We start from the raw sequence: 26,516 nt of genomic DNA, 5'->3' as shown, positions 1-26,516 counted from the left end.
TCCACGATACAGCATTGACTGCATAATTCATCGTGTGAATAATTACATCTATGACTGATTCAGCAGCTCCGCTCGTCCACCACGAGGATGCGCGCTTGGGGCGTCGGCCCGACGGCCCGAACGCCGGGATCCTCGCGATCGTCGTGCTCGTGCTCTCGATCGCGTCGGTCGCCCTGCCTGCCATGGCAGCCGGCACGGCCTACCCTTCGACGTCGGCTGCCTCCGACGCCATCGCACGCTACTTCAGGGATCACCCCTTCTCAGGGAACCTCACCGGCTTCCTCGCCTTCGGCGCCTCGGTCCCTCTAGGGATCTACGCTGCGACCACGTACGCGCGCCTCCTCCGGCTCGGCATCCGCGTGCCCGGCCCCAACATCTCCTTCTACGGCGGCATAGCAGCCTCGGTCATGCTCGCCGCGTCGGGCCTCCTCATCTGGGCCATGGGCCAGTCGGCAGGCGAGGCCCCCGCCGCCGTCGTGCACCTCGTCGCGGACGCCGCGTTCGCGCTGGGTGGCTTCGGCTTCGCCACGGGCACCGGACTGCTCATCGCCGGCATCGCAGTGCCCGCCCTCATCCTGCGGCTCACGCCACCATGGCTCGCTTGGGCCGGGCTCGTCCTCGCTGTCTTGGGCGAGATCTCGTTCCTGGGCATGCTCTGGCCGGGACTCGACTATCTCCCGCCGATCGTCCGCTTCATCGGGCTGGCCTGGCTCGCCGCAGTCGGCTTCATACTCCCCCGCAACCGCCACCAGGTCCCGAAACGCTGAAGCTAAGCCGTCAATGTCCTCGCCGGCATGGTGCTCATGGGCGCGAGCCTCGCGGCGTACACGTTCGCGTCGTGCTCGGAGACCTGCTCGCCGGTACCCGCTCGTCGGGTCAGGCAGTCAACGCGTTCGCCACCGCCTTCTGGCTGCCGGTGGTCGCCGTCGCCCTGCTCCCGGCCACAAACACGGCCTCGGAAGCAAGCCGGGCACACTGACGAACGTGGAGAAGCCCCCAAAGAAAATCCGCACGGAAGGAGCACCATCATGGAAACCATCACTGAAGACGTCTTGGACGTTGTGAACGCGTGGGCAGCGGCCGAACTGGAGGGAGACGTCGAAGCCTACGGCGCCCTGCTCATCGACGAATTCCAAGGCATCGGGCCGGTCGGGTTCGTCCTCGACAAGGCACGCTGGGCCCAGCGGCATCTCGGCGACGTGGTCAACGAGGAGTTCGAGATCCTCGAGCCGCACCTACGCCAGTACGGCGACACGGCCCTCGTCGAGGCCGTTCAGCGGCAGAAGACCCAGGCCCGCGGGCACGACGCGAGCGCGTCGTTCCGCGTGCTTATCGTGCTCGTCCGCGACGACGATCGATGGCTCATCACGAACATCCAGTTGAGCGGACCGCTCATCCCGCCCGGCGACACCGCATCCTGGCTGCGGGAGCAGAACCGATGAGGAGGGCGGAACCCCGGCGGGCAGCGTGTCACTGACACGCTGCCCGAGGTGCAGCGCGGTGAACCCGAGTGCCCGCTGGGGTCCCCGCGTCCGGCGTGCGAGGATGGGCGCATGGGTGAGGTCACCGACTATCTCGCAACCCTGGACGGTCCCGACGCGGACGCCGTGAGGCACGTATACGACGTCGCCCGCGAGATCGCGCCCGAGGCAACCGAGGGACGCAGCTATGGCATGGCTGCCCTGCTCTGGCATGGCAAGGGGTATGCGAGCGCGATCGTGACGAAGAATCACCTCTCGCTGTTCCCGTTCAGCGGCCACGTCCTCGGGGGCGTCGGCGACCGCCTGGGCGACTTCGACTGGGCCAAGGGCACGCTTCGGTTCTCGTCCGGGCATCCGGTCCCCGACGAGATCCTGCGCGACATCTTCAGGGCCCGGATCGTCGAGATCGAGTCGAAGCTCAAGAAGCCATCGAACGGCGCGTGACCAGGAGCTTTCCCGCACGCTCTGGACTACCCTCGAACTAGGCCCCTGTGGCCTTATCGGGGGGTATGCGCGTGGTCGCGGGCATGTGGACCGCCAGGGCGTTTCTGGCGGCGCTGGAGTCCTTGAGCTCGGACGACGAGCTCAGGAAGTACAAACGCGCGTTTCCTCTGGCCCGTCGCGGCCGTGAACGCTTCCTCGGGGTGGCGATGGCCTCGGTTTCCGAACTCGCGCGGGCCTCGACCGGCATGCCGCTCGACGAGGTAGAGAAGCTGCTCGAGAGCCCGTGGCACGAGGCGCGCGCCGGGGCTGTGGGCATCATGGACCTTCAGGCGCGCAACCGGATGACGACGCCCACGCACCGCCGCGCGCTGTTCGAGCTGTACCTGCGCAGGCATGACCGCATCAATTCGTGGGATCTCGTGGACCGTGCCGCGATCCACGTGGTGGGCGGCTACCTCGCTGACAGGTCGCGGGACCCGCTGTACGCGCTCGCCCGCTCCCCCGAGCCGTGCGAGCGCCGGACGGCGATCGTGGCCACCATGTACTTCCTCGGTTCCGGAGACACCCACGACCTGTTCGCGATTGCCCGCCTGCTCGCCGACGACCCTGACAGGGAGGTCCAGAAGGCGACGGGCTGGGCGCTGAGGGCGGCAGGACCGCCCGGGCTCGAGCACTTCCTGGACCAGTGGGCTCCGCGCATGGACCGGGTTGCCCTCCGGTACGCCGTGGAAAAGCTGCCCAAGGTGACGCGGGAAAGGTACCTCAAGGCCTCCTGACGTTCACTCCGCCCGGCAGGCGGCCAGCAGCTCCCCCGCCTTGTCATGCTCGCTCTGGGTCATCCAGAGCCCGTACTCTCCCTTGACCTCGACGACGTCCACGGCATATTCGCATCGGAAGGCCTTGTTCGGAGGAAGCCACGTGGCGAGGTCTCCGTCGCCCTTGTCCTGGTTGGCCTGGCCGTCCGCGGAACGGAGGTTGGCCGGATCGTTGGCGAATTCGAGCCGCTTCTCGGCCGTCCACTGCTGGGCGCCCTTCTGCCATGCGTCCGAGAGCGGAACCACATGGTCGATCTGCACATCGGCAGACCGCTCGCCGCGCCTGAACTCGATGGTCTTGCCCGTGTAGGGGTCATGCAGGGTCCCGGAGAGGACAAGGCAGTTGCGCGTGCCCTCCTTGAAGGTGGGATCCGCGAGGTCGCGCCCGAGGATGTCATTCCGGGTGTCGCAGCCGTTCCGGTCCGTGTCCGCCCAGGCCTGGCCGAACTGTGCGCGCGTGTAGCCCGTCTTCGGCGCCCGGCCCTTGACCGCGATGGCGTTCAACGACGCCTTCGCGGCCTCGAGCCGCGCGGCCGGCACTCCTCCGATCTGGGCGTGCACTCCTGGGACCGGTGACTCCAGCCCCGGGACGCGGACGAGCCCCACAAGCCATGCGAAGACGACAGCTACCAGCGCCGCCGGGAGCACGAAGCCCAGGGCGCCGGATCGGCCCCAGCGGCGCCGGTAGCTGCTTGACGATCGTTCAAGCATGACGAGCCCCCCCACCTGATGATGACCTCATAGGCTCACCGTAGGCGAAGGCCCCGACATTCTTCGGACCGCGTCCGGACTATGTGGACAACCTCCCGGCGATCAGGAGAAGGCCACGTCCTTGGTGGCGTGGTCGTACTCGATGGTGACCGACCCGCCGTCGTGCGCGAGCTCGTGGTTCGCCCCGTTGAAGGTACCGAACGCGCCGTAGTTCTCATCCCACGAACGGTTGATCGCGATCTTGAAGGTGTAGTGGCCGGCGGGGAGGTCGACAGTGCGGACCCAGCGGCGCACCTGGGCGTCGAGGCCCATCTGGACGGCGTCCGGCTGGGGCTCCCAATCGGCGTCGGCCCCCAGATGCGTTCCGAAATCGCCGGCGATGGCGACTGCTTCGGGCTGATCAAGGTCGACGGCGCCCGGAACATCAGGTACGTCGGTTTCGTCTGCGGGGGCCTGTGCCGCAGCGGGCGCCGGGATCTCTGACGCAGTCGCCTCGATGGGCGCGGCCAGCTGCTCCGGCTGAGGCGCGGCGACGGTCTCCTTGACCGCCGCGGCCTTCTTCGCGGGGGCCTTCCGCGCGGGCTTCTTCTTCGCGGGCGGCGCTGCGGGAACTGGGGTATCAGCGGGGACAGGCGTGCCTGAGGCGAGGGCCTCGGCGAGCGCTTCGGCGGTCGGGAAGGCGACGGTAGCGCGGAGGCCGTCCTCGGTGATCGCCCAACCGGTCCGGCCCTTGACCATCCAGCCTGCCTTGACGAGCTTCGCTGTGGCAGCCGTCAGCGCCTTGTGCCCGCGCGGAATCCCGCCGGCCAGGAGGAAGGCCTCGGCCTCGTCGAAGGGAACCGCATCCACGGCCGCCGTCAGGACGGCCCGCGCATCCACCTGCTCGTCGGCCCATGCGGCCTCCGCGAGTCCGTCCAGCACCGCCTTGAGACGGAGTTCGAGCTTTCCTGCCGCGTTCGCGTTCCTGGGCATATCTTCCCCTCGTTGCGTTGCCTGCGGGACCCACATGCTCTCGGACCCCGTCTCCATGCTGTCCTGTTACTCGCGGGTCGCCACGTCGGTGACCGAGTGTGACGTGCAGAACAGGACTTCTGCCCAGCTTTTCGCGATCGGGTTTCGCGGAGGTTACAGGGACGCAACGGATTCGTGCCGGTACTCCTCGACGGCAGGCCCACGCCCGTCAGCGGAATGATCCGCCGACGGGCGCGGCCAGCGCGTCAGCCCGCAGTTGCGCTGCAGAGCGCCGAGGCCAACGACCCACTGCCCGTCTTCTTGGCGACGCTGTGCCCATCGATGATGATCTCGCAGGACAAGGCCGCGTTCTTGTTCTGGTAGTCCGAGGCCGTCACTGACAGGAGAGCCGAGGCGAATCCCGTCGACGTGACGTCCTTCGACCAGTCGGCAGCGACATCAGTCTGGCTGGAGCCGTCGGGCGCCCAGTAGTGCACCGTCGCTGCGCCATTCGTGCTCACCTTGTACTCGATCGTGTGCTTCGCGCTCGCCTTGGCGGAGTAGGTCTCGAGGCTCTTCGACACCGCAGTCGATGCCGACGACACTGCTGCTGCGACCACGACGTTGACGACGACGGCCGTGACGATGGCGATCACGGCGAGCACGAGCCCGATGATCGCCATGGCCTTCCCGCCCATCCTGCGAACGAGCGAGATCAGCGCACACACCACGCCCGCGATGGCCAGCACGAAGGCCATGACGTTCACGATCGGGATGAAGCTGAAGACGAAGGCAAGCGCACCGAGAACGAGCGCGACGATCGCAAGAGCCGAACCGTTGCGCTGCTCACGGGGCCAGACCGGCCCCTGACCCGCCGGACCGGCAGGCATCCCCTGCGCGCCGGAATCACTGAGCGGCGACGTGGGCGTAGTAGACATGGTGTCCCCCTTGGAATGATCTCAGACTCGCGGTCGCCAGCCCCATGCTGGCGATCCTCCGAGTCGTGATCATGCTGCGCAGGGCGTCCGACATTTCTGCCACCCATCCCCCCACCGTGATGAACATCACGGACTAGTGCGAGAAGAGCCCCGTCGCGACGTAGGGGGCAAGCCGTTCCCGCTGCTCCTGGGTGAGCCGCATGAGGCGGCCCGACGCCTCATCGACAAAGGCGAGCTGCGTCGTCGCGCGCACGCACTCGTGCCCGTCGACGGGATCGTGCACCACGTAGTCCAGAGTCAGGGCTGCGGCCTTGAGCCCGCTCACCCAGACGTCCACCCTGGCGGGGACGTTGCGATAGTCAAGCGGCCGGAGGTAGCGCACGCGATGCTCGACGACGAGTGCGAGCGTCCCGTCGGGAACGGCCGAGAAGAGCGGGACGAGGGGCTCGACGCCTGCTGCACCGGTGCCGCCGGGAGGGCCGAACGCCGCGATGCGGGCCTCCTCGAGCATGCGCATGATCTCGACGTTGTTGATGTGCCCATAGGCATCCATGTCTCCCCAGCGCATGGGAACGGCCACGCGGAGCCGCTGGCCGCCGTCGTGCGCCGCGGCGCCAGCCCCCTGGGCCCGCTGTGGTGATGCCGGGATCTCGCTGCTCACCCCATGGGTCTACCACACGTCGCGGCGCCCCGACCCCGAGTGACCGTGGGGGCCGGGGCGCATCGCCGGGGCGGGTGCCTCTTCTCCCGGCGTGCGGTGCCGCGGGGAACGCCCGGGGCGCTTGGTGCCCCGCCGGCGCCGGCCCCGCGGCTGGCTGTGCGTCTGTCTGGTGGCTGCTGTGCTGGTGCTGTTCCCCGCAGGACCCAGTGCAATCTCTGGACGTCCCGTCTGAACCGATGGCTCCAGCCTACGGACGCGATCTTGCGGCGCGGTGTCCCCAGTGTTTAATCGTCGTTTCGCCCTGCACGGCGAGCCGGATCCGCGCGAGTGGGCCCCTAGCCACGACTCGCGCCGGACCCAGCCTTGCGCGTGGCTAGGATGGGATCAACTCCTCGCTTTAGGTGGTGCCAACGGTGGACGTGCTCGAATTCGACGACGTGGTGATCGGTTTCGGCAAGGGTGGCAAGACGCTCGCTGGCGTTCTCGGCCGCGCCGGCCGCCGGGTCGCCGTCGTCGAGCAGTCCGAGCAGATGTACGGCGGCACGTGCATCAACATCGGCTGCGTGCCCACGAAGGCTCTCGTCTACGCCGCGCACTTGGGTCACGACGGGGATGACGCCGCGCACTACACCGACTCGATCGCTCAGAAGGACGCCTTGACGGCGAAGCTCCGCGCCGCCAACTTCACGATGCTCGACTCCGTGGACACCATCACGGTCATCACCGCCCGGGCAGAGTTCGTCGGGCCAAAGCGCGTGCGGCTTAGCGCCGGCACGGACGAGCGGGAGCTGACCGCCGAGCGGTTCTACCTCAACACCGGATCGCTCCCCGCCGTGCCGGACATCCCCGGCGCCTCCGAGGGCGGGCGCGTCCTGAGCCCGCGGATCCACACGTCCACCGAGCTCATCTCCGAGTCGAATCTCCCGGGCCGCCTCGTGATTGTGGGCGGCGGGTACATCGCCTACGAGTTCGCCTCGATGTACGCCGCCTTCGGCTCCGAGGTCACGGTGGTGGACCGCTCCCCCATCCCGCTCAAGCACGAGGACCGCGACGTCGCCGCGGCGGTCGCATCGGCGCTGACGGGCGACGGCGTGCGGTTCCTCCAGGGCGCCCGTGTCACCGGGGTCGCCGAATCCGGCGAGACAGGCGTCCCCGCGCACGACGGCGCGCTCGCTCCGGCCCTCGTGGGAGTCGCCACCGCTTCCGGTCCGATCACGATCGAAGCCGACGCGGTGCTCCTTGCTCTCGGACGCAGCCCGGCCACCGCGGGGCTGGGCCTCGACAAGGCGGGGGTCGAGACGGACGGGCGGGGCGCCGTCGTCGTCGACGAACGCCTGCGCACCACGGCACCGGACGTGTGGGCGCTCGGCGACGTCAACGGCGGCCCGCAGCACACCTACGTCTCGCTCGACGACCACCGAATCGTCCTCTCCCAGGTGGCTGGCGGCCCCGAGCGCACCACGGCGGACCGCCGGACCATCCCGACGACCACGTTCGTCACGCCCCCCATGTCCCGCGTGGGCCTCACCGAGGGAGATGCCCGGGCGCAGGCCGACGAGCACGGCTGGGACGTGGGTGTCGCGTCGAAGGAGGTTGCGAAGATCGCCGCGATGCCCCGGCCGAAGATCGTCCGCGACCCGCGCGGCCTCATCAAGCTCGTGGTCGACCGGAAGACCGAGGCCGTTCTCGGCGCCACGCTGTTCTGCGTGGACTCGCAGGAGATCGTCAACCTGGTCTCCTTCGCGATGGACCATGGCCTGCCCTACACCGCGCTGAGGGACCGGATGTACACGCACCCGTCGTCCGCCGAGGCGCTCAACGAGGTGCTCGGCGCGATCGTCTGACCAATTGTCTGACCACCAGATGTCGGCCGCCGTGCCGGAAGAGAGGGGAACACGATGCTGTTCGACCACAACAACGATGAGCCGATCCGAGTCCTGACCGACGCCGAGAGCTGGGAGCTCCTCGACAACGCCCGCCACGGACGCCTTGCCACGGCCGCCGCCGGCGAGCTGGACATCGTACCGATCAACTTCAGGGCCTCCGGCGGGAAGCTGTACCTGAAGACGACCCCCGGCACGAAGCTCGCGGAGCTGACGATCCATCCGCAGGTGGCCTTCGAGGCGGATGGCATCCTCCAGGATGAGGCCTGGAGCGTAGTGGTCAAGGGAACGGCCCGGGTGCTCGAGCACGCCGACGAGATCGCGGCCGCCGAGGCCGTCGGCGTCGAGACCTGGCTGCCTACGCCCAAGACGGTGTATGTCGAGCTGGCACCCTCAACGATCGCGGGCCGACACTTCCTGCTCGGCGCCGAGCCCGAGCAGACGACGGCGCGGGACTACTGACACTCGGCGCCCAACCGGCGCCGAGACGGCCCTGAAAGGGGCGGAACCATGGCCAACTCGCCGTCGGGCGAATCGATGGTGCACCGGATCGTGCGCGTCATCGAGGCGTTCGACGGCGAGCACCACACCCTCAGTGCCGCGGAGCTCGCGCGACGCTCGGGGCTCCCGAGCAGCACCGCGTACAGGATCGTCGACGAGCTGCTGGCCGAGTCGGTCCTGGACCGCGACGGCCAGCGGCTGCGCCTCGGGACCCGGCTGTGGGAGCTCGTCTCCCGCGGATCCAAGGTTCTGGGCCTGCGCGAGGCCGCGCTGCCCTTCATGGAGGACGTCCAGTCCGTGGTCGGGCACCACACGACGCTCGGTGTCGTCGACCAACAGGACGTGCTCTACATCGAGCGGATCGGGTCCAGCGAGTCCGCCGTCAACATCACCCGGGTCGCGGGGCGCCTGCCCATCCACGCGACGTCGACCGGACTCGTCCTGACCGCGTTCGGCCCGGTCGACGCCCAAGAGACTTTCCTGCGGCGGCGCCTCCCGAAGCTCACGGACACCACTGTCATCGACCCGGACGAGCTGCGGCGCCAGCTCGCCGAGATCCGCCGCTCCGGGTACTGCGTCATGCCCGGCACGATCGTGCCGGAGTCTACGGGGGTGGCGGTCCCGGTCTTCAACGCCGACGGGGCCGCAGTCGCGGCCCTGAGCGTGGTCATCCCCCGCGTGAACGGGCCGGTCCAGACCTCCATTACCGCTCTCCAGACGGCGTCACGCGGCATCTCTCGCGCCCTCGGATGGGACGGGACCCTCCGCGACGCCATCCGCCGGAGCCTCTGACCCCCCATCTCCGACCGCCTCCCGAAGCAACTTCCCGATCATTGGGAAGATGTGATCCACCGAACACTCCCGGATGCGACGCTCGATTCCAGCCAGTTCACCGGCTCGAAGGAGAGTCCCCCATGAAATACCTCAACGGCACCCCTCAGGCCACGTACGACGTCGTCGTGCTCGGTTCGGGCGCGGGAGCGCTCACTGCCGCCGCGACCGCAGCGCGAGCAGGCAAGTCCGTCGTCGTCCTCGAGAAGGCCAGCCTCCTCGGCGGTACCAGCGCGATCTCGGGCGGCATGCTCTGGATCGCCGCCAACCACTATGCCCGCCAGCGCGGGAGCGGCGAGGGCGGCTTCAGCGACACGGCGGAGGCCGCCGCCCAGTACGTCCGGGCCGTCTCCCGGGGCCGCGGCCGCGAGGAGCTCCTCGACGCCGCCGTCTCCTACGGCGACTCCATGCTCCGCTACGCCGAGGACGAGCTCGGCGTCAGGTTCCTGTTCCTCGACAACTTCCCGGACTACCGCCAGGATCTCCCGGGCGCAGTCGACGGCGGCCGGACCATCGAGCCGCAGCTGGCCGACATCGACGAGCTGCTCGGCGACCTCGGCCAGCACGTGCGGTCGGACGGCCGCGCGCCGTTCACGATGCAGGAGTACGAGGACTGGGGCGCGTTCACGCGCTTCCCGTGGGACGAGCTCGACGCCCGCGCGAAGGCCGGCCTCGTCGCGAAGGGCCGCGCCCTCATCGCGATGCTCCTCGCGGCCGCTGTGCGCGAGGGCGTGCACGTCGCCGTCGAGGCCCGCGGCGAGCGGCTGCTGCACCACGGACGGCGGGCGCACGACGGCGGGCGGGTCACCGGCGTCGTGCTGGCCACCGGCGAGGAGATCGCCGCGGGCGAGGCAGTGGTGATCGGAACGGGCGGGTTCGAGTGGGACCACGCGCTCGCCGACTCGATGCTCGCGAGCCGCCTCCACACGATGTGCTCTCCGCCCACGAACGAGGGTGACGGCCTGCGAATGGCCCAGCGCCTCGGCGCCCAGACGCGCGGGACGCGCGAGGCCTGGTGGGCGCCCATGTCCATCACCGGTGACACGCGGGACGGGCGCCCGATCGGCACGCTCCTGCGCTTCGAGCGACAGGGCCCGGGGTCGATCATGGTCAACCGCCACGGCCGCCGGTTCGCCAACGAGTCCCAGAACTACAACGACCTGGCCCGGTGCCTCCAGTCGTGGGACTCCCCGAACAACGCCACGCTCAACACCCCGGCCCACGTCGTCTTCGACCAGGCCTACCTCGAGCGGTACGGCCTCCTCGCCCACCGTGCGGGCGAGCCCACGCCGGACTACCTCGTCGAGGGCGCCACCCTCACGGAGCTCGCCGCGAAGATCAGCGTGCCGGCCGCGAACCTCGTCGCAACCGTCGAGCGGTTCAACGAGTTCGCGGTCAAGGGCGAGGACCCGGACTTCCATCGGGGCGAGACCGCCTACGACCGTTACTGGGGCGACGCCGGCAACGCGTGGCCCAATCCCTCGCTGGGCCCGCTCGAGCGGGGCCCGTTCTACGCCCTCGAGGTGGTCAACGGCGCGTTCGGCACGAACGGCGGCATCGCCACTGACGGGCGAGCGCGCGTGCTCGACGTCGACGGCGCCGCAATCCCGGGCCTGTTCGCCGTGGGCAACGCGACCGAGAGCGCCTACGCCGCGGGCTACCCCGGCGCGGGCGCAACGCTCGGCCCGCTCATGACCATGGGGTACCTCGCGGGCCGCACGATCGCCGGCCAGTCGGCGGAGTACGAACCCGCCGCGGACGACGCCGTCCCGTCCGTCCGCGGGAACCTCGCCGACGCTGGGCTTGCGGGAGCCGAACTCGAAGGAGCCGTCCGATGATCCGCCACGCCGTCCTGTTCAAGTTCACGCCCGATTTCCCCGCCGAGCAGCGCGCGGCCTGGACCGCCGGGCTCGACCGGATGCGCGGCAACGTTCCCGGCCTCCTGGCCCTCACGCACGGGCCCGACGTCATCCGCTCGGAGCGGGCCTTCGACTACGCCATCGTCGCGGACTTCGCGTCCGTCGCCGACATCGAGGTCTACAACACCCATCCCCTGCACGAGCCGCTGAAGAAGTACTCCTTCCCGAACAGCGAGCAGATCATCTCCGTCGACTTCGAGATCCCCAAGGACACCCCATGAGCACTGCAGCCCGCCCCCACCCAGCCGGCCCGTCAGCGCCCGGCGCCCCCGCGCCGTCGCACGTCGCCACGGACGCCCCGCGCAAGACGCCCGGCAAGACTCCGGGCAAGACTCCGGGCAAGGCGGCACTTGCGTCCTTCCTCGGCTCCACCCTCGAGTACTACGACTTCTTCATCTACGGCACGGCCGCGGCCCTCGTGTTCCCGGCCCTGTTCTTCCCCGCCGACAACCCGACGGTGGGCCTCATCGCGGCGTTCGCCACGTTCGGCGTGGCTTATGTGGCCCGCCCCCTCGGCGGCATGGTCATGGGCCACTTCGGCGACCGGCTCGGGCGCCGCAACGTCCTCCTCGTAACCCTGTCCCTCATGGGCCTGGCCTCGCTCGGCATCGGATTCCTGCCCACCTACGACTCGGTGGGCCTCCTCGCCCCCGTGCTCCTGACCCTCGGACGGCTGCTCCAGGGCTTCTCCGCCGGCGCCGAGTCGGCAGGTGCCTCGACCCTGACCCTCGAGCACTCCCCCGAGGGCAGGCGCGGCTTCTTCACCTCGTTCGTCATGACCGGCTACGCGTCAGGCATGGTCCTCGCGACCATCGTGTTCGTCCCGATCACCTCACTGCCGAAGGCCGACCTCATGGCGTGGGGCTGGCGCGTTCCGTTCTGGTGCTCGATCGTGGTGCTCGCGATCGCCTACTGGGTGCGGACGCACCTCGAGGAAACCCCGGTGTTCGAGGAGACCCGCGAGTCGGACACGCGCAGGAAGCTCCCCCTCGGCCAGGTGCTGCGGTTCCAGGCGGCCGACGTGGTGCGCGTCGTGTTCATGTCCATTTTCTCTGTGATGCAGACGATCTTCACGGTGTTCGGCCTCTCCTACGCCACGGCCCACGGCGGACTCGACAGAGGCGCGATCCTCACGATCAACGCGGTGACCATCGGCCTGTCCATGGCCGTCATGCCCGCCGTCGCCGCCCTGTCCGACCGGATCGGCAGGAGGCCCGTGCTCCTCGTCTCCATGGTGGGCTGCATTGCCGCCCTCTTCGGCTACTTCTGGGCGCTCGGCACCGGGAACCTCGTCCTCGTCTTCGTCGCGAGCTTCCTCTTCATGACCGTCCTGTACTCGGGATTCAACGGCGCATGGCCCAGCTTCTTCGCCGAGCTCTTCGCCGCGCCCGTCCGGTACACCGGCATGGCGCTGGGCAACCAGCTCGGCCTGCTCGTCGCCGGGTTCGGACCCATGATCGGCGGCCTCCTCATGACCTCCGGCCCCACCGGCTGGATCCCCGTCGCCGTGTTCGGGTCGGTCTGCGCGCTCGCGGCCATCATCGCCGTCGCGACCTCGCGGGAAACCGCCCGCACCCCCATCGACGAGCTCGGCGAGCCGTACCTCAAGGCCGTCGCGGCCAAGCGCTGACCCACAACACGAACAGGAATGACACCAGTGAAGAAGACAGCAGCCTGCGACGTCCTCGTCGTCGGATCCGGAGCCGCGGGCATGGCCGCCGCGCTCAAGGCGGCCAGCCAGGGCCTGAGCGTGATCGTCGCCGAGAAGGAGCAGTACTTCGGCGGTACCACCGCAATCTCCGCGGGATGGGCCTGGGTTCCGGGCAACAGGGTGGGCGCCGCGGCAGGCGACACGCGCGACGAGGTCGAGACCTATCTGAAGAACCTCGCTCCCGGGACGTACGACGCCGACGGCGTCGCGCAGTTCCTCGATGCCGTCCCCGAGGCGCTGGACTTCTTCGAGCGGGAGACCGACGTCGAGTTCGTCTACCCCGAGAAGGCGCCCGACTACCAGATGGACCTCCCGGGCGCCCGCCTCGGCGGCCGTGCGATCCTGCCGAAGGACACCGACGCCCGCATCCTGGGCGACAAGCGCCTGCTCATGCAGCCCTACCTGTCCTCCTACACGGTGTTCGGGTACATGCCGCAGGTGGGACCCGACATGAATGAGTTCGTCCATGTCAACCAGTCCGTGAAGTCCTTCGTGTACGTCGCGAAGAAGCTCCTGCGCACGTGGCTCGACACCGCACGCTACCGCCGGCCCGTGCTCCGCACGAACGGAAACGCCCTCATGACCCTCATGGTCAAGAGCGCCTACGACGCGGGCGTGCGGATGTGGACATCCTCGCCCGTCGTCTCGCTCACGCGAGGAGACGACGGCGCGGTCACCGGGGCGGTGCTCGGCGGCGAGCACCCCGTGCGGGTCGAGGCGAAGCTCGGCGTCGTCCTGGCCGCGGGCGGGTTCTCGGGCAACGCCGAGCTGCGCAGGCAGTACTTCCCGCACGACGCCAAGGGCGACGACCACTTCACGCCCACGGTCGGCCACGGCGGCGACGCGGCCACCCTGGCCCTGGCCGCCGGCGGGCGGATCGACGACGGCGTGTCCTCCGTCGGCTCGTGGGCCCCAGTGACGGTATTCCGCTACCGCGACGGGCGCCAGCGCCTCTTCCCGCACCTGCGGGCCATCGGCCTGCCCGGTCTCATCGCCGTGGATCGCCATGGCAAGCGCTTCGGCAACGAGGCCCTGAGCTACCACGACTTCGGCGGGGCGATGATCGCGCACAACGCGGGCGAGGACAAGACCTTCGGGTGGGTCATCGGTGACGCGAAGACGATGCACAAGTACGGGATCGGCTACGCCAAGCCGTGGCCCATGCCGCGGGGCTACTTCTACAAGACCGGCTATCTGGTCAAGGGACCGACGCTGGACGAGCTCGCAAGCAAGATCGGCGTCGACGCCGCTGGCCTCAAGGAGACGGTGGCCGAATTCAACGTGGGCGCACGCGCCGGCGAGGACCCCGAGTTCGGGCGTGGCTCGACCGAGTACAACCACTTCCGCGGGGACATGGACCACAAGCCCAATCCCAACCTGGCGCCTCTGGACAAGGGCCCGTTCTACGCCGCCAAGATCCAGATGGGCGACCTCGGCACGTTCGCGGGCATCGCCGTCGACCGCGACAACGTGGTCGTCACCGAGGAAGGCGCCCCGATCCCGGGCCTCTTCGCGGTCGGCGCGGCCGCGCGCAGCGTGTTCGGCGGCGGGTACCCGGGGTATGGCTCGCACATCGGCGCGGCGCTCGTGTTCGGGTACCGGGCGGGGCGCGATGTCGCCCGCCTCGCGGCCGCGAGGGGGATCAGGCGCGACGTGGAGCGAGGCCTCGAGGTCACCGAGGAGGCCGCACGATGACCCCGGTATCGGATCGAGTCGCCGGGAAGGTCGCCCTCATCTCGGGTGCGGCCCGCGGCATGGGTGCCTCGCACGCGCAGGTCCTCGCGGAGCACGGCGCGAGCGTCGTCATCGCCGACCTGCTCGACGACGAGGGCCGCACCCTCGCCGAGAAGATCAATGCTGAGTCCAACACCGGGATCGGGCGCGACGTCGCCCTCTTCGTCCACCTCGACGTCACGGACTACGAAAGTTGGCAGCGCGCGGTGAATGCCGCCGTCGAACGCTTCGGGACGCTCGACGTGCTCGTCAACAACGCTGGGATCTTCACGCGCGGCAGCGTCGAGGACGCAGACGTCGACGAGTGGCGCCGCACCATCGAGATCGACCTGACCGGGAACTTCCTGGGCATGAAGGCCGCAGTGCCGGCCATGAAGGCCTCGGGCGGGTCGATCATCAACATCTCCTCGATCGCCGGGCTCGTCGGGTTCAAGAACCGGGCGGCCTACGCGGCCGCGAAGTGGGGGGTCCAGGGGCTCACCAAGACGAGCGCGATGGACCTCGGTCCGTACAACATCCGGGTCAACTCGGTGCACCCGGGCTCGGTCAAGACGCCTATGACGGCGGGCCTGGCGCGCGGCTTCGGGCAGATTCCGCTGGGCCGTGACGCCGAGACGCAGGAGATCTCGGACCTCATCCTGTTCCTTGCCTCGGACGAGTCGAGCTTCATGACCGGCGCGAACCTCGCGATCGACGGCGGCGAGACCGCGGGGAACAACCTGCGGCAGGACGCCTAGGTGAGCGAGGCATTCGCCGGCCGGGTGGCGGTGGTGACCGGCGCGGCGTCGGGCATCGGGGAGGCGACCGCGAGGCTGCTCGCCGGGCGCGGCGCCGCCGTGGTGATCGGGGACGTCGCGGAGGGGGCGGACGACGTCGCGCGCTCCCTCCGCGACGCCGGTCACCGCGCGCTGTGGGTACGCACTGACGTGACGGACGAGGACTCGGTCGCTGCGCTCATGGACCGCGCGGCCACCGAGTTCGGCTCGCTCGACGTGCTCGTGGCCAACGCCGGCATCGCCGAGCCGAAGGCGCCCCTGCACGAACTCGATGTCGCAGCGTGGCGGCGCGTCGTTGAGATCGACCTCACCGGCGTTGCCCTGTGCGGCAAGCACGCCCTGCGGCACATGGTCGCTGCCGGGTCCGGGGCGATCGTCAACGTGTCCTCGATCCTCGGCACCGTGGGGCAGCGCAACAGTTCCTCGTACTCCGCCGCCAAGGCGGCCGTCGCGAACCTGACGCGGTCCACCGCCGTGACGTACGCGGCGAGCGGGATCCGAGTCAACGCCGTCGCACCCGGGTACGCGGACACGCCCCTCGTCGCCGGCCTGCCCGAGGACGTGCGCGGCGGCATCGCCGCGAGCCAGCCGATCGGACGGCTCGCCCGGCCCGAGGAGATCGCCGAGGCCATCGCGTTCCTCGCCTCGGACGCGGCCTCCTTCGTCGTGGGCACGATCCTCGCCGTAGACGGCGGCTACACTGCCGTCTAGCCATGCCCGAACCCACACGTGATTCCATCATCAGCAGGGTGGTGCGGATCCTCAGCTGCTTCGACCGCAGCACGGCGGCCCTGAGCCTGAGCAGCCTCGCCCGCCGCTCAGGGCTGCCGCTCACCACCGCGCACCGAATCACGGACGAGCTCCTGCGCCACGGGCTGCTCGAGCGCGACTCCGCGGGCGACCTCCGGCCCGGCCTGCGCATGTGGGAACTCGCGAACCGCGCGTCCCACGCGCTCACGCTCCGCGAGGCCTGCCTGCCCTTCATGGAGGACGTCCAGGCGGCGGTCCACCACCACGTCACCCTTGCCGTGCTCGACCGCGGCAGCGCTCTCTACGTCGAGCGGCTCTCCGCGCCCGAATCGCCGCTCGCGGCCGCGAACATCGCCCAGCGCATGCCGCTGCACGCCTCCTCGAGCGGCCTCGTCCTGCTTGCGTTCTCCGAGGCCGCCGTGCAGGCCCGAGCCCTGGCCGGGCCCCTCGAGAAGGTCACGCCGGAGACCGTCACCGACCCCGCCGCGCTCCGCCGGACCCTCGCCGACATCCGCCAGAAGGGCTTCGCGGCTCCCCCGGGCATCGGTCGGACCGAGTGGATCGGCGTGGCCGTTCCCGTCTTCGGGTCCGAGAGGACGGCCGAGGGACCGGTCATCGCGGCGGCCCTCAACGCGATCCTCCCCCGCACCGAGGCCGACCTCGTCCCGCGGGTAGTCGTCGCACTCACGACGGCGGCCCACGGCGCCACCCGAGCCCTCCGCGGCACGATCGGCCAGCCCGCGACCCCCTAACCTCGAGTGGCCGCCTCGCCGCGATCCGTGTCTGCGCACGACGCCGTCCCTCGCCGAACGCCGCCCCCTCCCCGGACGCAGGCCTCTCGCCAAGTTCAGGTCTCGCGACAAAGCGCGCTACGGGCCGACGTCATCGCGAGAGCAGTACTTGAGGACACGGGACAGCGAGACGCGAGCCTCGCGGCGCAGTTCTGGCTGCCGGCTATCCCCGATCTCGAGGCCACAGGGCTCGACGTCGCCCTCACGGGCACCCGGCCTCGGCAGGGTGGCCACCGCTCGAGGCCCGGGCGGGGAGGCAATTCTTCCGACCACCGGAAGGGTCCCTGTGATCGGGTCCACGGGCACGCCACACTCGATGCAACGACGTGATCAGCGTCACGGGATGCGGCACAGAAGTCGCCCCGAAGCCCCTTGAGACCGCATAGCGTGCAATGCCGCGCGCCCGCGGCCGGAAGGAACTCATCATGACCCTCACCTGCCCGTTCACCGGAGTGACGGCCGATGCCGCCGGTGACGCTCCCAGCCCAGGCGCGGAGACCGCCGTCGTGCGCCTGGCAACGCCCGAGCTGCCGCCCTACTCCCACGAGCTCGACTGGCCCGAAGGCCTCGAGCCGTTCAAGGTTGTCGACGACGGCAGCCAGGGTGACCCGTACGCCCACTACCGCTGGATGCTCGAGAACGCTCCGGTGCTGCGGGCGGCGTCGCCCGTCTCGGACGTGTGGTTCATCTCCCGGTTCGACGACGTCCGCAAGGCGCTTCGGGCGCCGAAGGTCTTCTCCTCGGAGGTCGTCAGGCCGGTCCCCCTCACGTTCCTGACGCTCATCGACGCCCCGGACCACTCGCGCCTGCGCCAGATCGTCGCGAAGGCGTTCACCCCCAAGGCCATCAACCTCTTCGAGGATCGGATCCGCGAGACCGCCGGGAAGCTCCTCGACGAGCTCATCGCACGCGGCGGGGGCGACGTCGTCGAGGAGTACGCGATCCCCCTGAGCATGTCCACGATCAGCGCCCTGCTCGATGTCCCGGCAGAGGACTTCGACAAGATGAAGTTCTGGTCCGACGAGACCTTCAGCTACTTCGGCCGTCTGGCCCGCAACGCGCCGGGCACAGGCACCGACGAGGAGAGCGCCAACGCCTTCTTCGCGTACCTCAAGGACACGATGGAGCGCCTCTACGCGGAGGGCAACGAGTCCGTGGGCGGGCACATCGCGCGCATGTGGAAGGAGGGGCAGCTCTCCGAGAAGGAGGCCAAGGAGCTGTGCGCGTTCGTGTTCATCGCCGGGCACGACACGACGACGATCCTGCTCGCCAACGCGTTCCGCGTGTTCACGGAGCAGCCGGGGCTCCTGGACCGGATCCAGGCAAACCCAGCGGACGCGGACGCTTTCGTCGAGGAACTCGCGCGGTACCGGGGAACGGTCCAGCGCGTCTCGCGGATCACGACCGAGGAGGTCGAGGTCGCGGGGGTGACCCTGCCGAAGGGCGCGATCGTGCGGCTCATGCCCGCTGCCGCGAACCACGATGCGGCGAAGTACCCCAACCCCGACGAGTTCGATATCGACCGCGACACCAATGGACACCTCGGCTTCGGCCACGGCGTGCACGCGTGCCTCGGCGCGCCGCTCGCGCGGCTCGAGACGCGGATCACCACCGAAATCCTGGGCCGCCGCCTCGCTCACATCGCCCTGGACCCCGCCCACGAGATCGAGTACGTGCGCGGCAACAATCTGACCAACTCCGGGCCCGAGCGCCTCGTTGTGACCGTCGAAGCCCGCAACGGCACAAGCCAGAACACTGCAAGCCAGAGCACTGGAAGCCAGAACACGGCAAGCCAGGACACTACAAGCCAGAACACCGCGGAGGTCCGCCATGCGTGAGAACATCCAGACCGCCAGTCCCGCCGTGGTCATCGTCGGATCCGGCCACGCGGGCGTCGGCGTCGCCGCCGGTCTGCGGTCACGGGGCTGGGAGGGCAGGATCGTCCTGATCGACGCCGAGGGGCAGCTTCCGTACGAGCGGCCGCCGCTCTCGAAGGACCTCCTGGTGCCGGGCGCCCCGGCCGAGCCCGTGCCTATGCGCAAGGAGTCCTGGTTCGAGTCCCGCGGGATCGAACGCGTCCACGGAACCGCCGCCTCGATCGACCGCGGTCGCCGTGAGGTGCGGCTCGCGGATGGCCGGGCCCTGCACTACGTGAAGCTCATCCTCGCGACCGGCTCAACGCCCCGGCGCCTCACCGTCCCGGGCGCGGACCTCGACGGCGTCCTGATGCTCAAGACGCTCCCCGACGCCCGCCGCCTCGCGGCCGAGCTCGCCCCATCGTCCGACACTGCCCAGGACGCGGCGCGCCACGTCGTCGTCATCGGTGCGGGGTACATCGGGCTCGAGGTCGCGGCCGCGGCGGCCAAGCACGGCTGCCGAGTGACCGTGCTCGAGTTCCAGGACCGGGTCATGAGCCGTGTGACGAGCGAGCCCGTCTCGCGCTTCTTCGAGGGCCTGCACGGGCGCGCCGGCACCGAGTTCCGCTTCGGTGCCGCCGTCACGGCGCTCGAAGGGACCCGCTCCCCGGACGGCGCCGGGCGCGTCGAGTGGGTCGTGACGGCCGACGGCGCGCGGCACCGTGCCGACGTCGTCGTCGCCGGGATCGGGGTGATCCCCGAGCAGGGTCTCGCGGCCGACGCCGGACTCGAGGCGTCCGACGGGATCCTCGTCGACGCCGGCGGACGCACCTCCGACCCAGATATCTACGCGGCCGGCGACGCGACGCGGTTCGCGAGCCTGTACGACGGCGCGAGCCAGCGCCTCGAATGCATCCAGAACGCGCGGGCCCAGGCCGAGGCCATTGCCGCTGACATCACCGGGCAGGCGCCGCCCGCGCCCGAGGTGCCGTGGTTCTGGACCGTCCAGCACGGGGTCCGGCTGCAGACGGCCGGCGTCCGGCATCCCGACGACGACGTTCTCCTGCGTGGCGACCCGGCCAACGGGAAGTTCTCCGTCATCTACCTGCGCGGCGGCCGGGTCGCCGCGGTCGACACGGTCGGCTCACTCGCCGACTTCAACGCGGGCAAGAAGCTCGTCGCCCAGCGCGCCACGATCGACCCGAGCCTCGCCGCCGACCCGTCCCTCCCGCTCGACCAAGCCATCGCTCCCCTTGAGCCCGCCGCGCTCTGAGGCGCGGATCCCACTGCCCACCACACCGAAAGGCCACTGACATGCCCACGACCATCATCGCCGTCGACCGCGACGGCACCCGCCACTCGCTCGTCTGGGACGAGGACCAGACCCTCATGGAGACCCTACGCGACAACGACCTGCCTGTGCTCGCCTCGTGCGGCGGAACGGCGTCGTGCGCGACGTGCCATGTGTACCTCGAGGAGCCCGTCGCCGCGCGCCTCGGCGAGCGCAGCGCCGACGAGGCCGAGCTCTTGGCCGACGCGGAGGGGTTCCGCGAATGCGGCTCGCGCCTCTCGTGCCAGATCGGACACGACGCCGCGCACGATGGCATCCTCGTGGAGCTCGCCCCCGAGGGCTGATACCTCGGGCGGGCACTTCTGATCGAAGAAAGCACCGCCGTCGGGACCGTCGCGGATGACGACGGTCCCGACCGACGCCGCTACGTCTGGCGCGTTCCCCCGGCCGAGGCCGCCGCGGCCTCCGCCTCGAAGTCGATCCCGCCGGCGAACTGGCTCATGTAGAGCCTGTGGTAGGCGCCGCCGCGCTCAATGAGCTCCTCATGCCGGCCCTGCTCGACGATCTTGCCTGCCTCCATGACCAGGATCGTGTCCGCGTCCCGGATCGTGGAGAGCCGGTGCGCGATCACGAACGAGGTGCGGTCCGTCCGCAGCGCGGCCATGGCCTTCTGCACGAGCAGCTCGGTGCGGGTGTCCACGGACGAGGTCGCTTCGTCGAGGATGAGGAGTGACGGGTTCGAGACGAACGCCCGGGCGATCGTGATGAGCTGCTTCTCGCCCGCGGAGACGTTGGTCCCCTCCTCGTCGATGACCGTCTGGTACCCGTCCGGCAACGCCCGTACGAAGCGGTCCACGTAGGTGGCCTTGGCGGCCGTCAGGACCTCCTCCTCGGTGGCGTCGAGGTTGCCGTACCGGATGTTGTCGTAGATCGTGCCCCCGGAAAGCCAAGCGTCCTGGAGCACCATGCCGACCTTCGAGCGGAGCTCCGCGCGGGACAGGTCACGGATGTCAACGCCGTCGAGAAGGATCCGCCCGGACTGGATCTCGTAGAACCGCATCACGAGGTTCACGAGAGTCGTCTTGCCGGCGCCCGTCGGGCCCACGATCGCGACCGTATGGCCCGGTTCGGCGGTGAGGGAGAGGTCCTCGATGAGCGGATTGTCCTCCGAGTAGGAGAACGAGACGTGCTCGAAGTCGACGTGGCCGTCGGTGACCTCCGGCAGGTGGGCTGTGGCTGTCTCGGGCTCCTCCTCCTCGGCGTCGAGCAGCTCGAACGTGCGCTCGGCCGAGGCCACCCCGGACTGGAGCATGTTGGCCATGCCGGCGATCTGCCCGAGCGGCTGCGTGAATTCGCGCGAGTACTGGATGAACGCGGTCGCGTCGCCGAGGCTCATCTGGCCGGCGGCGACCCGCAGGCCTCCCACCACCGCGATTCCCACGTAGGCGAGGTAGCTCACCCAGTTCATGACCGGGAAGATCATGCCGGAGACGAATTGGGCATCGAACGAGGCGCGGTACAGCTCCTCGTTCTTCTGGTCGAACCGTCGGACCATGTCCTCCTGGCGCCCGAACACCGTCGCGAGGTCATGCCCCGAGAACGACTCCTCGATCTGCCCGTTGAGCAGGCCCGTGTTCTTCCACTGCGACTGGAACATCTTCTGGCTGCGCGAACCGATCACGCCGGCCACGACGCCGGAGAGCGGCAGCGCGATGAGCGCGATCAGCGCGAGCTGCCACGACACGATGAACATCATCACGACGATGCCGAGCACCTGCAGGAGCGAGGAGAGCAGCTGCGAGAATGCCTGCTGGAGCGCCTGCTGGACGTTGTCCACATCATTCGTGACGCGTGAGAGCACGTCGCCGCGCTGGCGGGTGTCGAAGTACCCGAGCGGCAGCCGATTGATCTTCGACTCGATGTCCTGGCGCAGGCGGTAGATGACCCGCATCACGAGACGGTTGAGCAGGTAGCCCTGGGCCCACATGAACACGGCCGCGACCGAGTACATGAGCAGCACGATGGAGATGAGGAACGTCAGGCGCGAGAAGTCGATGCCCTGGCCGGGCACCAGGTTCATGCCTGCGAGCATGTCTGCGAAGTTGTTCTGGCCCTGGGCTCGCAGGCCCTCGATGATCTGGTCCTTCGTGACGCCCGCCGGCATCTGCTTGCCGATGGCGCCGGAGAAGATGACGTCCATGGCCTGGCCGAGGATCTTCGGGGCGATCACCGTGAGCACCACGGACACGAGGATGAAGAGCACGACGACGGCCATGAGCGCCCGCTCGGGCTTCAGCAGCCCCATGAGGCGCAGGGCACTCGGGCCGAAGTTCTTGGCCTTCTTGGCAGGCATTGAGCCGAAGGCCCCGCCATCCGCCTCAGTCGGGGTGTACTCGTCCTCGACGACCTCGGCCGTGCCCTCCGCGGCCGGCTTGCTGTTCTCGCTCATGCCCTCTCCCCCGTCACTCCGGCTGTGCCCGCTGCGCTCGCCGCGTCTTCGGCGGTGATCTGCGACTGGACGATCTCCTGATACGTCGGCGACGTCTCGAGCAGTTCCTCGTGGGTACCGCGGTCCACGATCTTGCCGCCATCGAGCACGAGGATGAGGTCCGCGTCGACGATCGTTGAGACGCGCTGCGCAACGATGATGACCGTTGCCGCGGCCGTCTGCTTCTTCAGCGCCCGGCGCAACCGGGCGTCGGTCGCGACGTCGAGGGCCGAGAAGGAATCATCGAACAGGAACACGGAAGGCTTCGCGACGAGGGCCCGCGCGATGCACAGCCGCTGGCGCTGGCCGCCCGAGACGTTCGTCCCGCCCTGCGAGATGCCGGATTCGAGGCCTTGGTGCTTCTCCCGGACGAAGTCCGCGCCCTGGGCGACCTCGAGGGCCTCCCAGAGTTCGTGCTCGGTTGCGTCCTGGCGGCCGAACCGCAGGTTGTGCGCAATCGAGCCCGAGAAGAGGTAGGGGCGCTGCGGGACCATGGCGACCCGCGAGGTGATCTCGGAACGGGGCATGCGGTCCACGGCGACACCGTCGAGGAGCACCTGCCCGCCGGTCGTGTCGTACAGCCGCGGAATGAGGGAAAGCAGCGTCGTCTTGCCGGAGCCGGTCGCGCCGATGATCGCCACGGTCTGGCCGGGGCGAGCCGTGAACGAGAGCCCGGTGAGGATGTCCGCCTCGGCACCCGGATAGGAGAAGGAGACATCGCGGAACTCGACAACGCCCTCGCGCCGCGCAGGAACCTCGGCATCGGTCGGAGCCGCCATCGAAGGCACGACGTCGAGCACCTCGCCGATGCGGTCCGCGCACACCGCGGCGCGCGGGATCATCATCGCCATGAAAGTGCCCATCATGACTGCCATGAGGATCTGCAGGAGATACTGGAGGAACGCCGTGAGGGATCCGACCTGCATGTCTCCCGCGTCCACGCGCTGGCCGCCGAAGTACAGGACTGCGGCGGTTGCGAGGTGCAGGAGCATCATGATGATCGGGAACATGAGCACGAAGATCGCGCCGACCTTGAGCGAGACGTCTGTGAGCGCCTTGTTGGCCTCGGCGAACCTCCCCTCCTCGAACGGCTCGCGGACGAACGCGCGGACCACGCGGATGCCCATGATCTGCTCGCGCAGCACGCCGTTGATTCCGTCGACCCGCTTCTGCATGCCCCGGAACAGCGGCAGGAGCAGGTAGACGAGGTAGCCCACGATCGCGAACAGGACCGGCACCGAGACCCAGACGAGCCACGAGAGCCCGAGGTCCTCGCGGAGGGCCATGATGATCCCGCCGACGCACATGATGGGTGCGGACACCATGAAGTTCAGGCCCATGAGCAGCAGCATCTGCACCTGCTGGACATCGTTGGTACCGCGCGTGATGAGGGTCGGCGCGCCGAAGGACTGGACCTCCTGCGCTGAGAAGGACGTGACCTTGCGGAAGACCCCCTGCCGCAGGTCGCGTCCGAACGCCATCGCGGTCTTCGCTCCGAAGTAGACAGCGGCGACTGCGGTGGCGACCTGGACCAGCGCGATCCCGAGCATGATGGTGCCCTGGCCCCAGATGTAGCCGGTATCGCCCTTCGCGACGCCCTGGTCGATGATCTGGGCGTTGAGACTGGGCAGGTAGAGCGTCGCGATGGTGGTCGCGAGCTGGAAGACGACCACGGCGAGGATCCATGGCCAGTAGCGTGCGCTGTAGCGCCGGATGAGCGTGAGGAGCATTGAAGTCCTTCGAGTTCTGGGCCCCACGGTGTGCGGATGGGGCGTGTCCAGCGTAGTTCGCCCAACGGGCCGGGTGCATCAGTCTTGAGGACTAAACGGGCAGCCTGCGGACAGGGACTGTCCGCAGGCTGCCCGGGCTTCCAGCTGCCCAGAGGCCGCCAGTGAAGCTGCTCAGTTGGCGGTGTGCCGCCCCCGCGTTGCGAGGTACAGCGCCGCCTCCTTCTGGAGCGCCCGCTCGGCGGCGAGCTCTCCCTGGATCTCGGCGAGCGTCGCGGCCGTCTGGCCCTGCTCGGCCGCGAGCCGCTGCTGCGCGTCGAGCTGGTCCGCGATCCGCGACATCAGCTGGGCGAGCTGCGCCTGCTGGCGCCCCAGGAGCCGCTGGGTCTCCTGGATCGCTGCGAGGGTCTGCCCCTCGGCCCGGGCCGGGTGCTCCCCCGATGCCGGCTCTGACTCCGCGAGCAGGAGCCTGAGCTCGCTGTCCAGCTCGGCATCCGGCTCGCCCCCAGCGAGCACCTCGCGGATTGCGGCCCTGCGCATGGCGGGCGACGGCGCGCCGGTCGCCTGGGGCGAGCCCGCATGCGGTGAGGTGGTCGCCACAGGCGAGGACCCGGCGTCGTGCACGAACACGGTGCCGTGCGGAGTATCGGCCGCGTCGGCGACGGCTGGCGCGACGGCAGGCGCGGACGCCGCGAGGACCTCGGCAGCCGAGGTGACGGCGGGAACCGTGCCCGTCGGGGGCTTGACGATGTCCACAGTGCGGCGCAGGGGGATCTCCTTGATGAAGAGGACCGCGAGGAGGGCCACGACCCCGATAACCGCGGCGATGAGGAACACGCGGGCCGTCGCGTCGCCGAACGCACCGCGGACGATGTCGGCGATCGGGCCAGGCATGTCCTTGAGGTCCATGCTGCCGCCGGCGGAGCCGCCGGCCGTCTTGATGCCGCGGTCGGCGAGGCCCTGGACCACGAGGTCGCCCGAGCGGTTGCTCAGGACGGCGCCGAGCACCGAGACGCCGACCGCGCCGAAGACCGAGCGGAAGAACGCGACCGTGGAGCTCGCGGTGCCGATGTCCGAGGACCTGACCGTGTTCTGGACACCCAGGACGAGGTTCTGCATGGTCATGCCGAGGCCCAGACCGAGGACGGACGTGTAGACGCCCGTGAGCCAGAGCTCCGTGGTGTGGTCGATCGTGCCGAGCATTCCCAGACCGGCAATCATCATGATCGAGCCGAGGACGAGGAATCGCTTCCACCGGCCCGTGCGGGTGATGAGCTGGCCCGAGACGACGGACCCGAGGAAGTTGCCCGCAATCATCGGAAGCGTCAGCAGGCCGGCCTCGGTGGGCGTGGCGCCGCGGGCCACCTGGAAATACTGGCCGAGGAACGAGGATGAGGCGAACATCGCCACACCGACGGCCGCAGACGCAACGATGCTGAGCGCCGTCGTGCGGTTGGCCACGATCTTGAGCGGGATGATCGGCATGGCCACGCGGCTCTCGACGATCACGAGCAGGATGAGCCCGAGGACCGAGCCCCCGACCATCGCGGCCGTCTGCCAGCTCCACCAGTCGTAGTAGTCGGCCTTGCCAGCGAACGAGACCCAGACCAGGAGCGTGCTGACCGAGGCAGTGAGGAGGACGGCGCCGAGCCAGTCGATCTTCGCCGGGCGCTTGACGTGCTGGATCTTGAGCGTGATCTGGATCAGGATGAGCGCGACCACGGCAAGGGGCACGCACACGAAGAACGTCCAGCGCCATCCGAGGGGCGAGTCGACGATGAAGCCGCCGAGGAGCGGGCCGCCGGCCGTCCCGACCGCCATGACGGCGCCCATGTATCCGTTGTACTTGCCTCGATCGCGCGGCGGGATCATCGTGCCGATGATGGCCATGGCCATAGCGGTCAGACCGCCGAGGCCGACGCCCTGGATGACGCGGGCGGAGATGAGCCATGGGATGTTCTGGGCGAAGCCGGCCAGAACGGAGCCGGCGACGAACACGACGATGTTCAGCTGTGTGAGGAGCTTCTTGTCGAAGAGGTCCGCGAGCTTGCCCCAGATCGGGGTGGTCACGGCATTCGCGAGCAGCGCGGCCGTGATGACCCAAGCGAAGTCGGTCTGGGTGCCCTTGAGGTCCGCCATGATGGTCGGGAGGGCGTTGGCGACGATGGTCGAGGACAGGATTGCGGTGAAGAACGCTGCGAGCAAGCCCGTGAGGGCCTCGAGGATCTGCTTGTGGCTCATCTGCGGAGCCGCGGCC

25 protein-coding genes are annotated in these 26,516 nt (G+C 69.4%); 18 read left to right on the top strand and 7 right to left on the bottom strand.

The genetic code is table 11. The annotated features are described in order from the left end of the window. Nucleotides 1–50: 50 nt before the first annotated feature. The 5 genes from AB5L97_RS05175 to AB5L97_RS05155 all read left to right on the top strand — a co-directional run bounded on the left by AB5L97_RS05175 (nt 51) and on the right by AB5L97_RS05155 (nt 2,701). Nucleotides 51–767 carry a hypothetical protein gene (locus tag AB5L97_RS05175; protein WP_369046727.1) on the top strand — a complete coding sequence of 239 codons (717 nt, stop codon included), beginning with the start codon at nt 51–53 and terminating at the stop codon, nt 765–767. 71 nt (nt 768–838) lie between these two features. Further along, nucleotides 839–979, top strand: a complete 141-nt coding sequence (locus tag AB5L97_RS05170; protein WP_369046726.1) for a hypothetical protein — start codon at nt 839–841, stop codon at nt 977–979. 49 nt (nt 980–1,028) lie between these two features. Beyond that, nucleotides 1,029–1,442, top strand: a complete 414-nt coding sequence (locus AB5L97_RS05165; RefSeq protein WP_369046725.1) for a nuclear transport factor 2 family protein — start codon at nt 1,029–1,031, stop codon at nt 1,440–1,442. 111 nt (nt 1,443–1,553) lie between these two features. After that, complete coding sequence (locus AB5L97_RS05160; protein ID WP_369046724.1) at nt 1,554–1,925, top strand: iron chaperone; 372 nt, start codon at nt 1,554–1,556, stop codon at nt 1,923–1,925. A gap of 65 nt (nt 1,926–1,990) precedes the next feature. Continuing rightward, nucleotides 1,991–2,701: a DNA alkylation repair protein gene (locus AB5L97_RS05155; RefSeq protein WP_369047361.1), complete on the top strand. Its 711-nt coding sequence runs from the start codon at nt 1,991–1,993 to the stop codon at nt 2,699–2,701. A gap of 3 nt (nt 2,702–2,704) precedes the next feature. On the opposite strand, the gene AB5L97_RS05150 is transcribed toward AB5L97_RS05155, so the two are convergent. The 4 genes from AB5L97_RS05150 to AB5L97_RS05135 form a co-directional block, all read right to left on the bottom strand. Continuing rightward, on the bottom strand, nt 2,705–3,451 hold the full coding sequence (locus AB5L97_RS05150; protein ID WP_369046723.1) for an HNH endonuclease family protein: 747 nt from the start codon (nt 3,449–3,451) through the stop codon (nt 2,705–2,707). Between the two features lie 102 nt (nt 3,452–3,553). Continuing rightward, the gene (locus tag AB5L97_RS05145; protein WP_307958768.1) at nt 3,554–4,423 is read right to left on the bottom strand and encodes a glycosidase; all 870 of its coding nucleotides are present in this window, start codon (nt 4,421–4,423) and stop codon (nt 3,554–3,556) included. 245 nt (nt 4,424–4,668) lie between these two features. Further along, entirely contained in the window at nt 4,669–5,340 is a 672-nt protein-coding gene (locus AB5L97_RS05140) for a hypothetical protein (protein WP_369046722.1), read from the bottom strand. A 133-nt stretch (nt 5,341–5,473) separates the two neighbouring features. After that, nucleotides 5,474–5,908, bottom strand: coding sequence for an acyl-CoA thioesterase (locus AB5L97_RS05135; RefSeq protein ID WP_369047360.1), 435 nt, complete (start codon nt 5,906–5,908; stop codon nt 5,474–5,476). 506 nt (nt 5,909–6,414) lie between these two features. On the opposite strand from AB5L97_RS05135, the gene AB5L97_RS05130 reads away from it, so the two are divergent. The 13 genes from AB5L97_RS05130 to AB5L97_RS05070 all read left to right on the top strand — a co-directional run bounded on the left by AB5L97_RS05130 (nt 6,415) and on the right by AB5L97_RS05070 (nt 20,388). After that, complete coding sequence (locus tag AB5L97_RS05130) at nt 6,415–7,845, top strand: FAD-dependent oxidoreductase (protein WP_369046721.1); 1,431 nt, start codon at nt 6,415–6,417, stop codon at nt 7,843–7,845. A gap of 54 nt (nt 7,846–7,899) precedes the next feature. Continuing rightward, complete coding sequence (locus AB5L97_RS05125; protein WP_369046720.1) at nt 7,900–8,346, top strand: pyridoxamine 5'-phosphate oxidase family protein; 447 nt, start codon at nt 7,900–7,902, stop codon at nt 8,344–8,346. Between the two features lie 48 nt (nt 8,347–8,394). Beyond that, nucleotides 8,395–9,177 carry an IclR family transcriptional regulator gene (locus AB5L97_RS05120; RefSeq protein ID WP_369046719.1) on the top strand — a complete coding sequence of 261 codons (783 nt, stop codon included), beginning with the start codon at nt 8,395–8,397 and terminating at the stop codon, nt 9,175–9,177. 122 nt (nt 9,178–9,299) lie between these two features. Further along, nucleotides 9,300–11,054: an FAD-binding protein gene (locus tag AB5L97_RS05115; RefSeq protein ID WP_369046718.1), complete on the top strand. Its 1,755-nt coding sequence runs from the start codon at nt 9,300–9,302 to the stop codon at nt 11,052–11,054. Next, the gene (locus AB5L97_RS05110; RefSeq protein WP_307958774.1) at nt 11,051–11,356 is read left to right on the top strand and encodes a Dabb family protein; all 306 of its coding nucleotides are present in this window, start codon (nt 11,051–11,053) and stop codon (nt 11,354–11,356) included. The genes AB5L97_RS05115 and AB5L97_RS05110 overlap by 4 nt, the downstream gene beginning before the upstream one ends. Then, complete coding sequence (locus AB5L97_RS05105; RefSeq protein WP_369046717.1) at nt 11,353–12,765, top strand: MFS transporter; 1,413 nt, start codon at nt 11,353–11,355, stop codon at nt 12,763–12,765. Before AB5L97_RS05110 ends, AB5L97_RS05105 begins: the two co-directional genes overlap by 4 nt. Nucleotides 12,766–12,792: 27 nt before the next feature. Next, nucleotides 12,793–14,541, top strand: coding sequence for an FAD-dependent oxidoreductase (locus tag AB5L97_RS05100; RefSeq protein ID WP_369046716.1), 1,749 nt, complete (start codon nt 12,793–12,795; stop codon nt 14,539–14,541). Next, nucleotides 14,538–15,317: an SDR family oxidoreductase gene (locus AB5L97_RS05095; RefSeq protein WP_369046715.1), complete on the top strand. Its 780-nt coding sequence runs from the start codon at nt 14,538–14,540 to the stop codon at nt 15,315–15,317. The genes AB5L97_RS05100 and AB5L97_RS05095 overlap by 4 nt, the downstream gene beginning before the upstream one ends. Next, a complete protein-coding gene (locus AB5L97_RS05090; RefSeq protein ID WP_369046714.1) occupies nt 15,318–16,067 on the top strand; it encodes an SDR family NAD(P)-dependent oxidoreductase in 750 nt (249 codons plus the stop codon). 2 nt (nt 16,068–16,069) lie between these two features. After that, the gene (locus AB5L97_RS05085; RefSeq protein WP_369046713.1) at nt 16,070–16,858 is read left to right on the top strand and encodes an IclR family transcriptional regulator; all 789 of its coding nucleotides are present in this window, start codon (nt 16,070–16,072) and stop codon (nt 16,856–16,858) included. 464 nt (nt 16,859–17,322) lie between these two features. Further along, a complete protein-coding gene (locus AB5L97_RS05080; RefSeq protein ID WP_369046712.1) occupies nt 17,323–18,735 on the top strand; it encodes a cytochrome P450 in 1,413 nt (470 codons plus the stop codon). Then, a complete protein-coding gene (locus tag AB5L97_RS05075) occupies nt 18,728–20,026 on the top strand; it encodes an NAD(P)/FAD-dependent oxidoreductase (RefSeq protein WP_369046711.1) in 1,299 nt (432 codons plus the stop codon). The genes AB5L97_RS05080 and AB5L97_RS05075 overlap by 8 nt, the downstream gene beginning before the upstream one ends. 41 nt (nt 20,027–20,067) lie before the next feature. Continuing rightward, a complete protein-coding gene (locus AB5L97_RS05070; protein ID WP_307958782.1) occupies nt 20,068–20,388 on the top strand; it encodes a 2Fe-2S iron-sulfur cluster-binding protein in 321 nt (106 codons plus the stop codon). 80 nt (nt 20,389–20,468) lie between these two features. Here AB5L97_RS05070 and AB5L97_RS05065 read toward each other — a convergent pair whose 3' ends face one another. The 3 genes from AB5L97_RS05065 to AB5L97_RS05055 form a co-directional block, all read right to left on the bottom strand. Next, complete coding sequence (locus AB5L97_RS05065; protein WP_369046710.1) at nt 20,469–22,493, bottom strand: ABC transporter ATP-binding protein; 2,025 nt, start codon at nt 22,491–22,493, stop codon at nt 20,469–20,471. Then, complete coding sequence (locus AB5L97_RS05060) at nt 22,490–24,262, bottom strand: ABC transporter ATP-binding protein (RefSeq protein ID WP_369046709.1); 1,773 nt, start codon at nt 24,260–24,262, stop codon at nt 22,490–22,492. Before AB5L97_RS05060 ends, AB5L97_RS05065 begins: the two co-directional genes overlap by 4 nt. 171 nt (nt 24,263–24,433) lie before the next feature. Beyond that, nucleotides 24,434–26,500: an MDR family MFS transporter gene (locus tag AB5L97_RS05055; RefSeq protein ID WP_369047359.1), complete on the bottom strand. Its 2,067-nt coding sequence runs from the start codon at nt 26,498–26,500 to the stop codon at nt 24,434–24,436. Between the last annotated feature and the right edge of the window lie 16 nt (nt 26,501–26,516).

Source organism: Sinomonas sp. P10A9, from assembly GCF_041022165.1.
GTDB classification, from domain to species: Bacteria; Actinomycetota; Actinomycetes; order Actinomycetales; family Micrococcaceae; genus Sinomonas; species Sinomonas puerhi.
This window is presented reverse-complemented; position numbering and strand designations above follow the sequence as displayed.

Bases quoted from the DNA above. Each gene is read 5' to 3' on its own strand.
- AB5L97_RS05165 (WP_369046725.1), top strand. From the start codon at position 1,029: ATGGAAACCATCACTGAAGACGTCTTGGACGTTGTGAACGCGTGGGCA.
- AB5L97_RS05145 (WP_307958768.1), bottom strand. From the start codon at position 4,423: ATGCCCAGGAACGCGAACGCGGCAGGAAAGCTCGAACTCCGTCTCAAG.
- AB5L97_RS05095 (WP_369046715.1), top strand. From the start codon at position 14,538: ATGACCCCGGTATCGGATCGAGTCGCCGGGAAGGTCGCCCTCATCTCG.
- AB5L97_RS05150 (WP_369046723.1), bottom strand. From the start codon at position 3,451: ATGCTTGAACGATCGTCAAGCAGCTACCGGCGCCGCTGGGGCCGATCC.
- AB5L97_RS05175 (WP_369046727.1), top strand. From the start codon at position 51: ATGACTGATTCAGCAGCTCCGCTCGTCCACCACGAGGATGCGCGCTTG.
- AB5L97_RS05125 (WP_369046720.1), top strand. From the start codon at position 7,900: ATGCTGTTCGACCACAACAACGATGAGCCGATCCGAGTCCTGACCGAC.
- AB5L97_RS05140 (WP_369046722.1), bottom strand. From the start codon at position 5,340: ATGTCTACTACGCCCACGTCGCCGCTCAGTGATTCCGGCGCGCAGGGG.
- AB5L97_RS05105 (WP_369046717.1), top strand. From the start codon at position 11,353: ATGAGCACTGCAGCCCGCCCCCACCCAGCCGGCCCGTCAGCGCCCGGC.
- AB5L97_RS05075 (WP_369046711.1), top strand. From the start codon at position 18,728: ATGCGTGAGAACATCCAGACCGCCAGTCCCGCCGTGGTCATCGTCGGA.
- AB5L97_RS05110 (WP_307958774.1), top strand. From the start codon at position 11,051: ATGATCCGCCACGCCGTCCTGTTCAAGTTCACGCCCGATTTCCCCGCC.
- AB5L97_RS05085 (WP_369046713.1), top strand. From the start codon at position 16,070: ATGCCCGAACCCACACGTGATTCCATCATCAGCAGGGTGGTGCGGATC.
- AB5L97_RS05065 (WP_369046710.1), bottom strand. From the start codon at position 22,493: ATGAGCGAGAACAGCAAGCCGGCCGCGGAGGGCACGGCCGAGGTCGTC.
- AB5L97_RS05120 (WP_369046719.1), top strand. From the start codon at position 8,395: ATGGCCAACTCGCCGTCGGGCGAATCGATGGTGCACCGGATCGTGCGC.
- AB5L97_RS05060 (WP_369046709.1), bottom strand. From the start codon at position 24,262: ATGCTCCTCACGCTCATCCGGCGCTACAGCGCACGCTACTGGCCATGG.
- AB5L97_RS05135 (WP_369047360.1), bottom strand. From the start codon at position 5,908: ATGCGCTGGGGAGACATGGATGCCTATGGGCACATCAACAACGTCGAG.
- AB5L97_RS05115 (WP_369046718.1), top strand. From the start codon at position 9,300: ATGAAATACCTCAACGGCACCCCTCAGGCCACGTACGACGTCGTCGTG.
- AB5L97_RS05155 (WP_369047361.1), top strand. From the start codon at position 1,991: ATGCGCGTGGTCGCGGGCATGTGGACCGCCAGGGCGTTTCTGGCGGCG.
- AB5L97_RS05055 (WP_369047359.1), bottom strand. From the start codon at position 26,500: ATGAGCCACAAGCAGATCCTCGAGGCCCTCACGGGCTTGCTCGCAGCG.
- AB5L97_RS05160 (WP_369046724.1), top strand. From the start codon at position 1,554: ATGGGTGAGGTCACCGACTATCTCGCAACCCTGGACGGTCCCGACGCG.
- AB5L97_RS05080 (WP_369046712.1), top strand. From the start codon at position 17,323: ATGACCCTCACCTGCCCGTTCACCGGAGTGACGGCCGATGCCGCCGGT.
- AB5L97_RS05070 (WP_307958782.1), top strand. From the start codon at position 20,068: ATGCCCACGACCATCATCGCCGTCGACCGCGACGGCACCCGCCACTCG.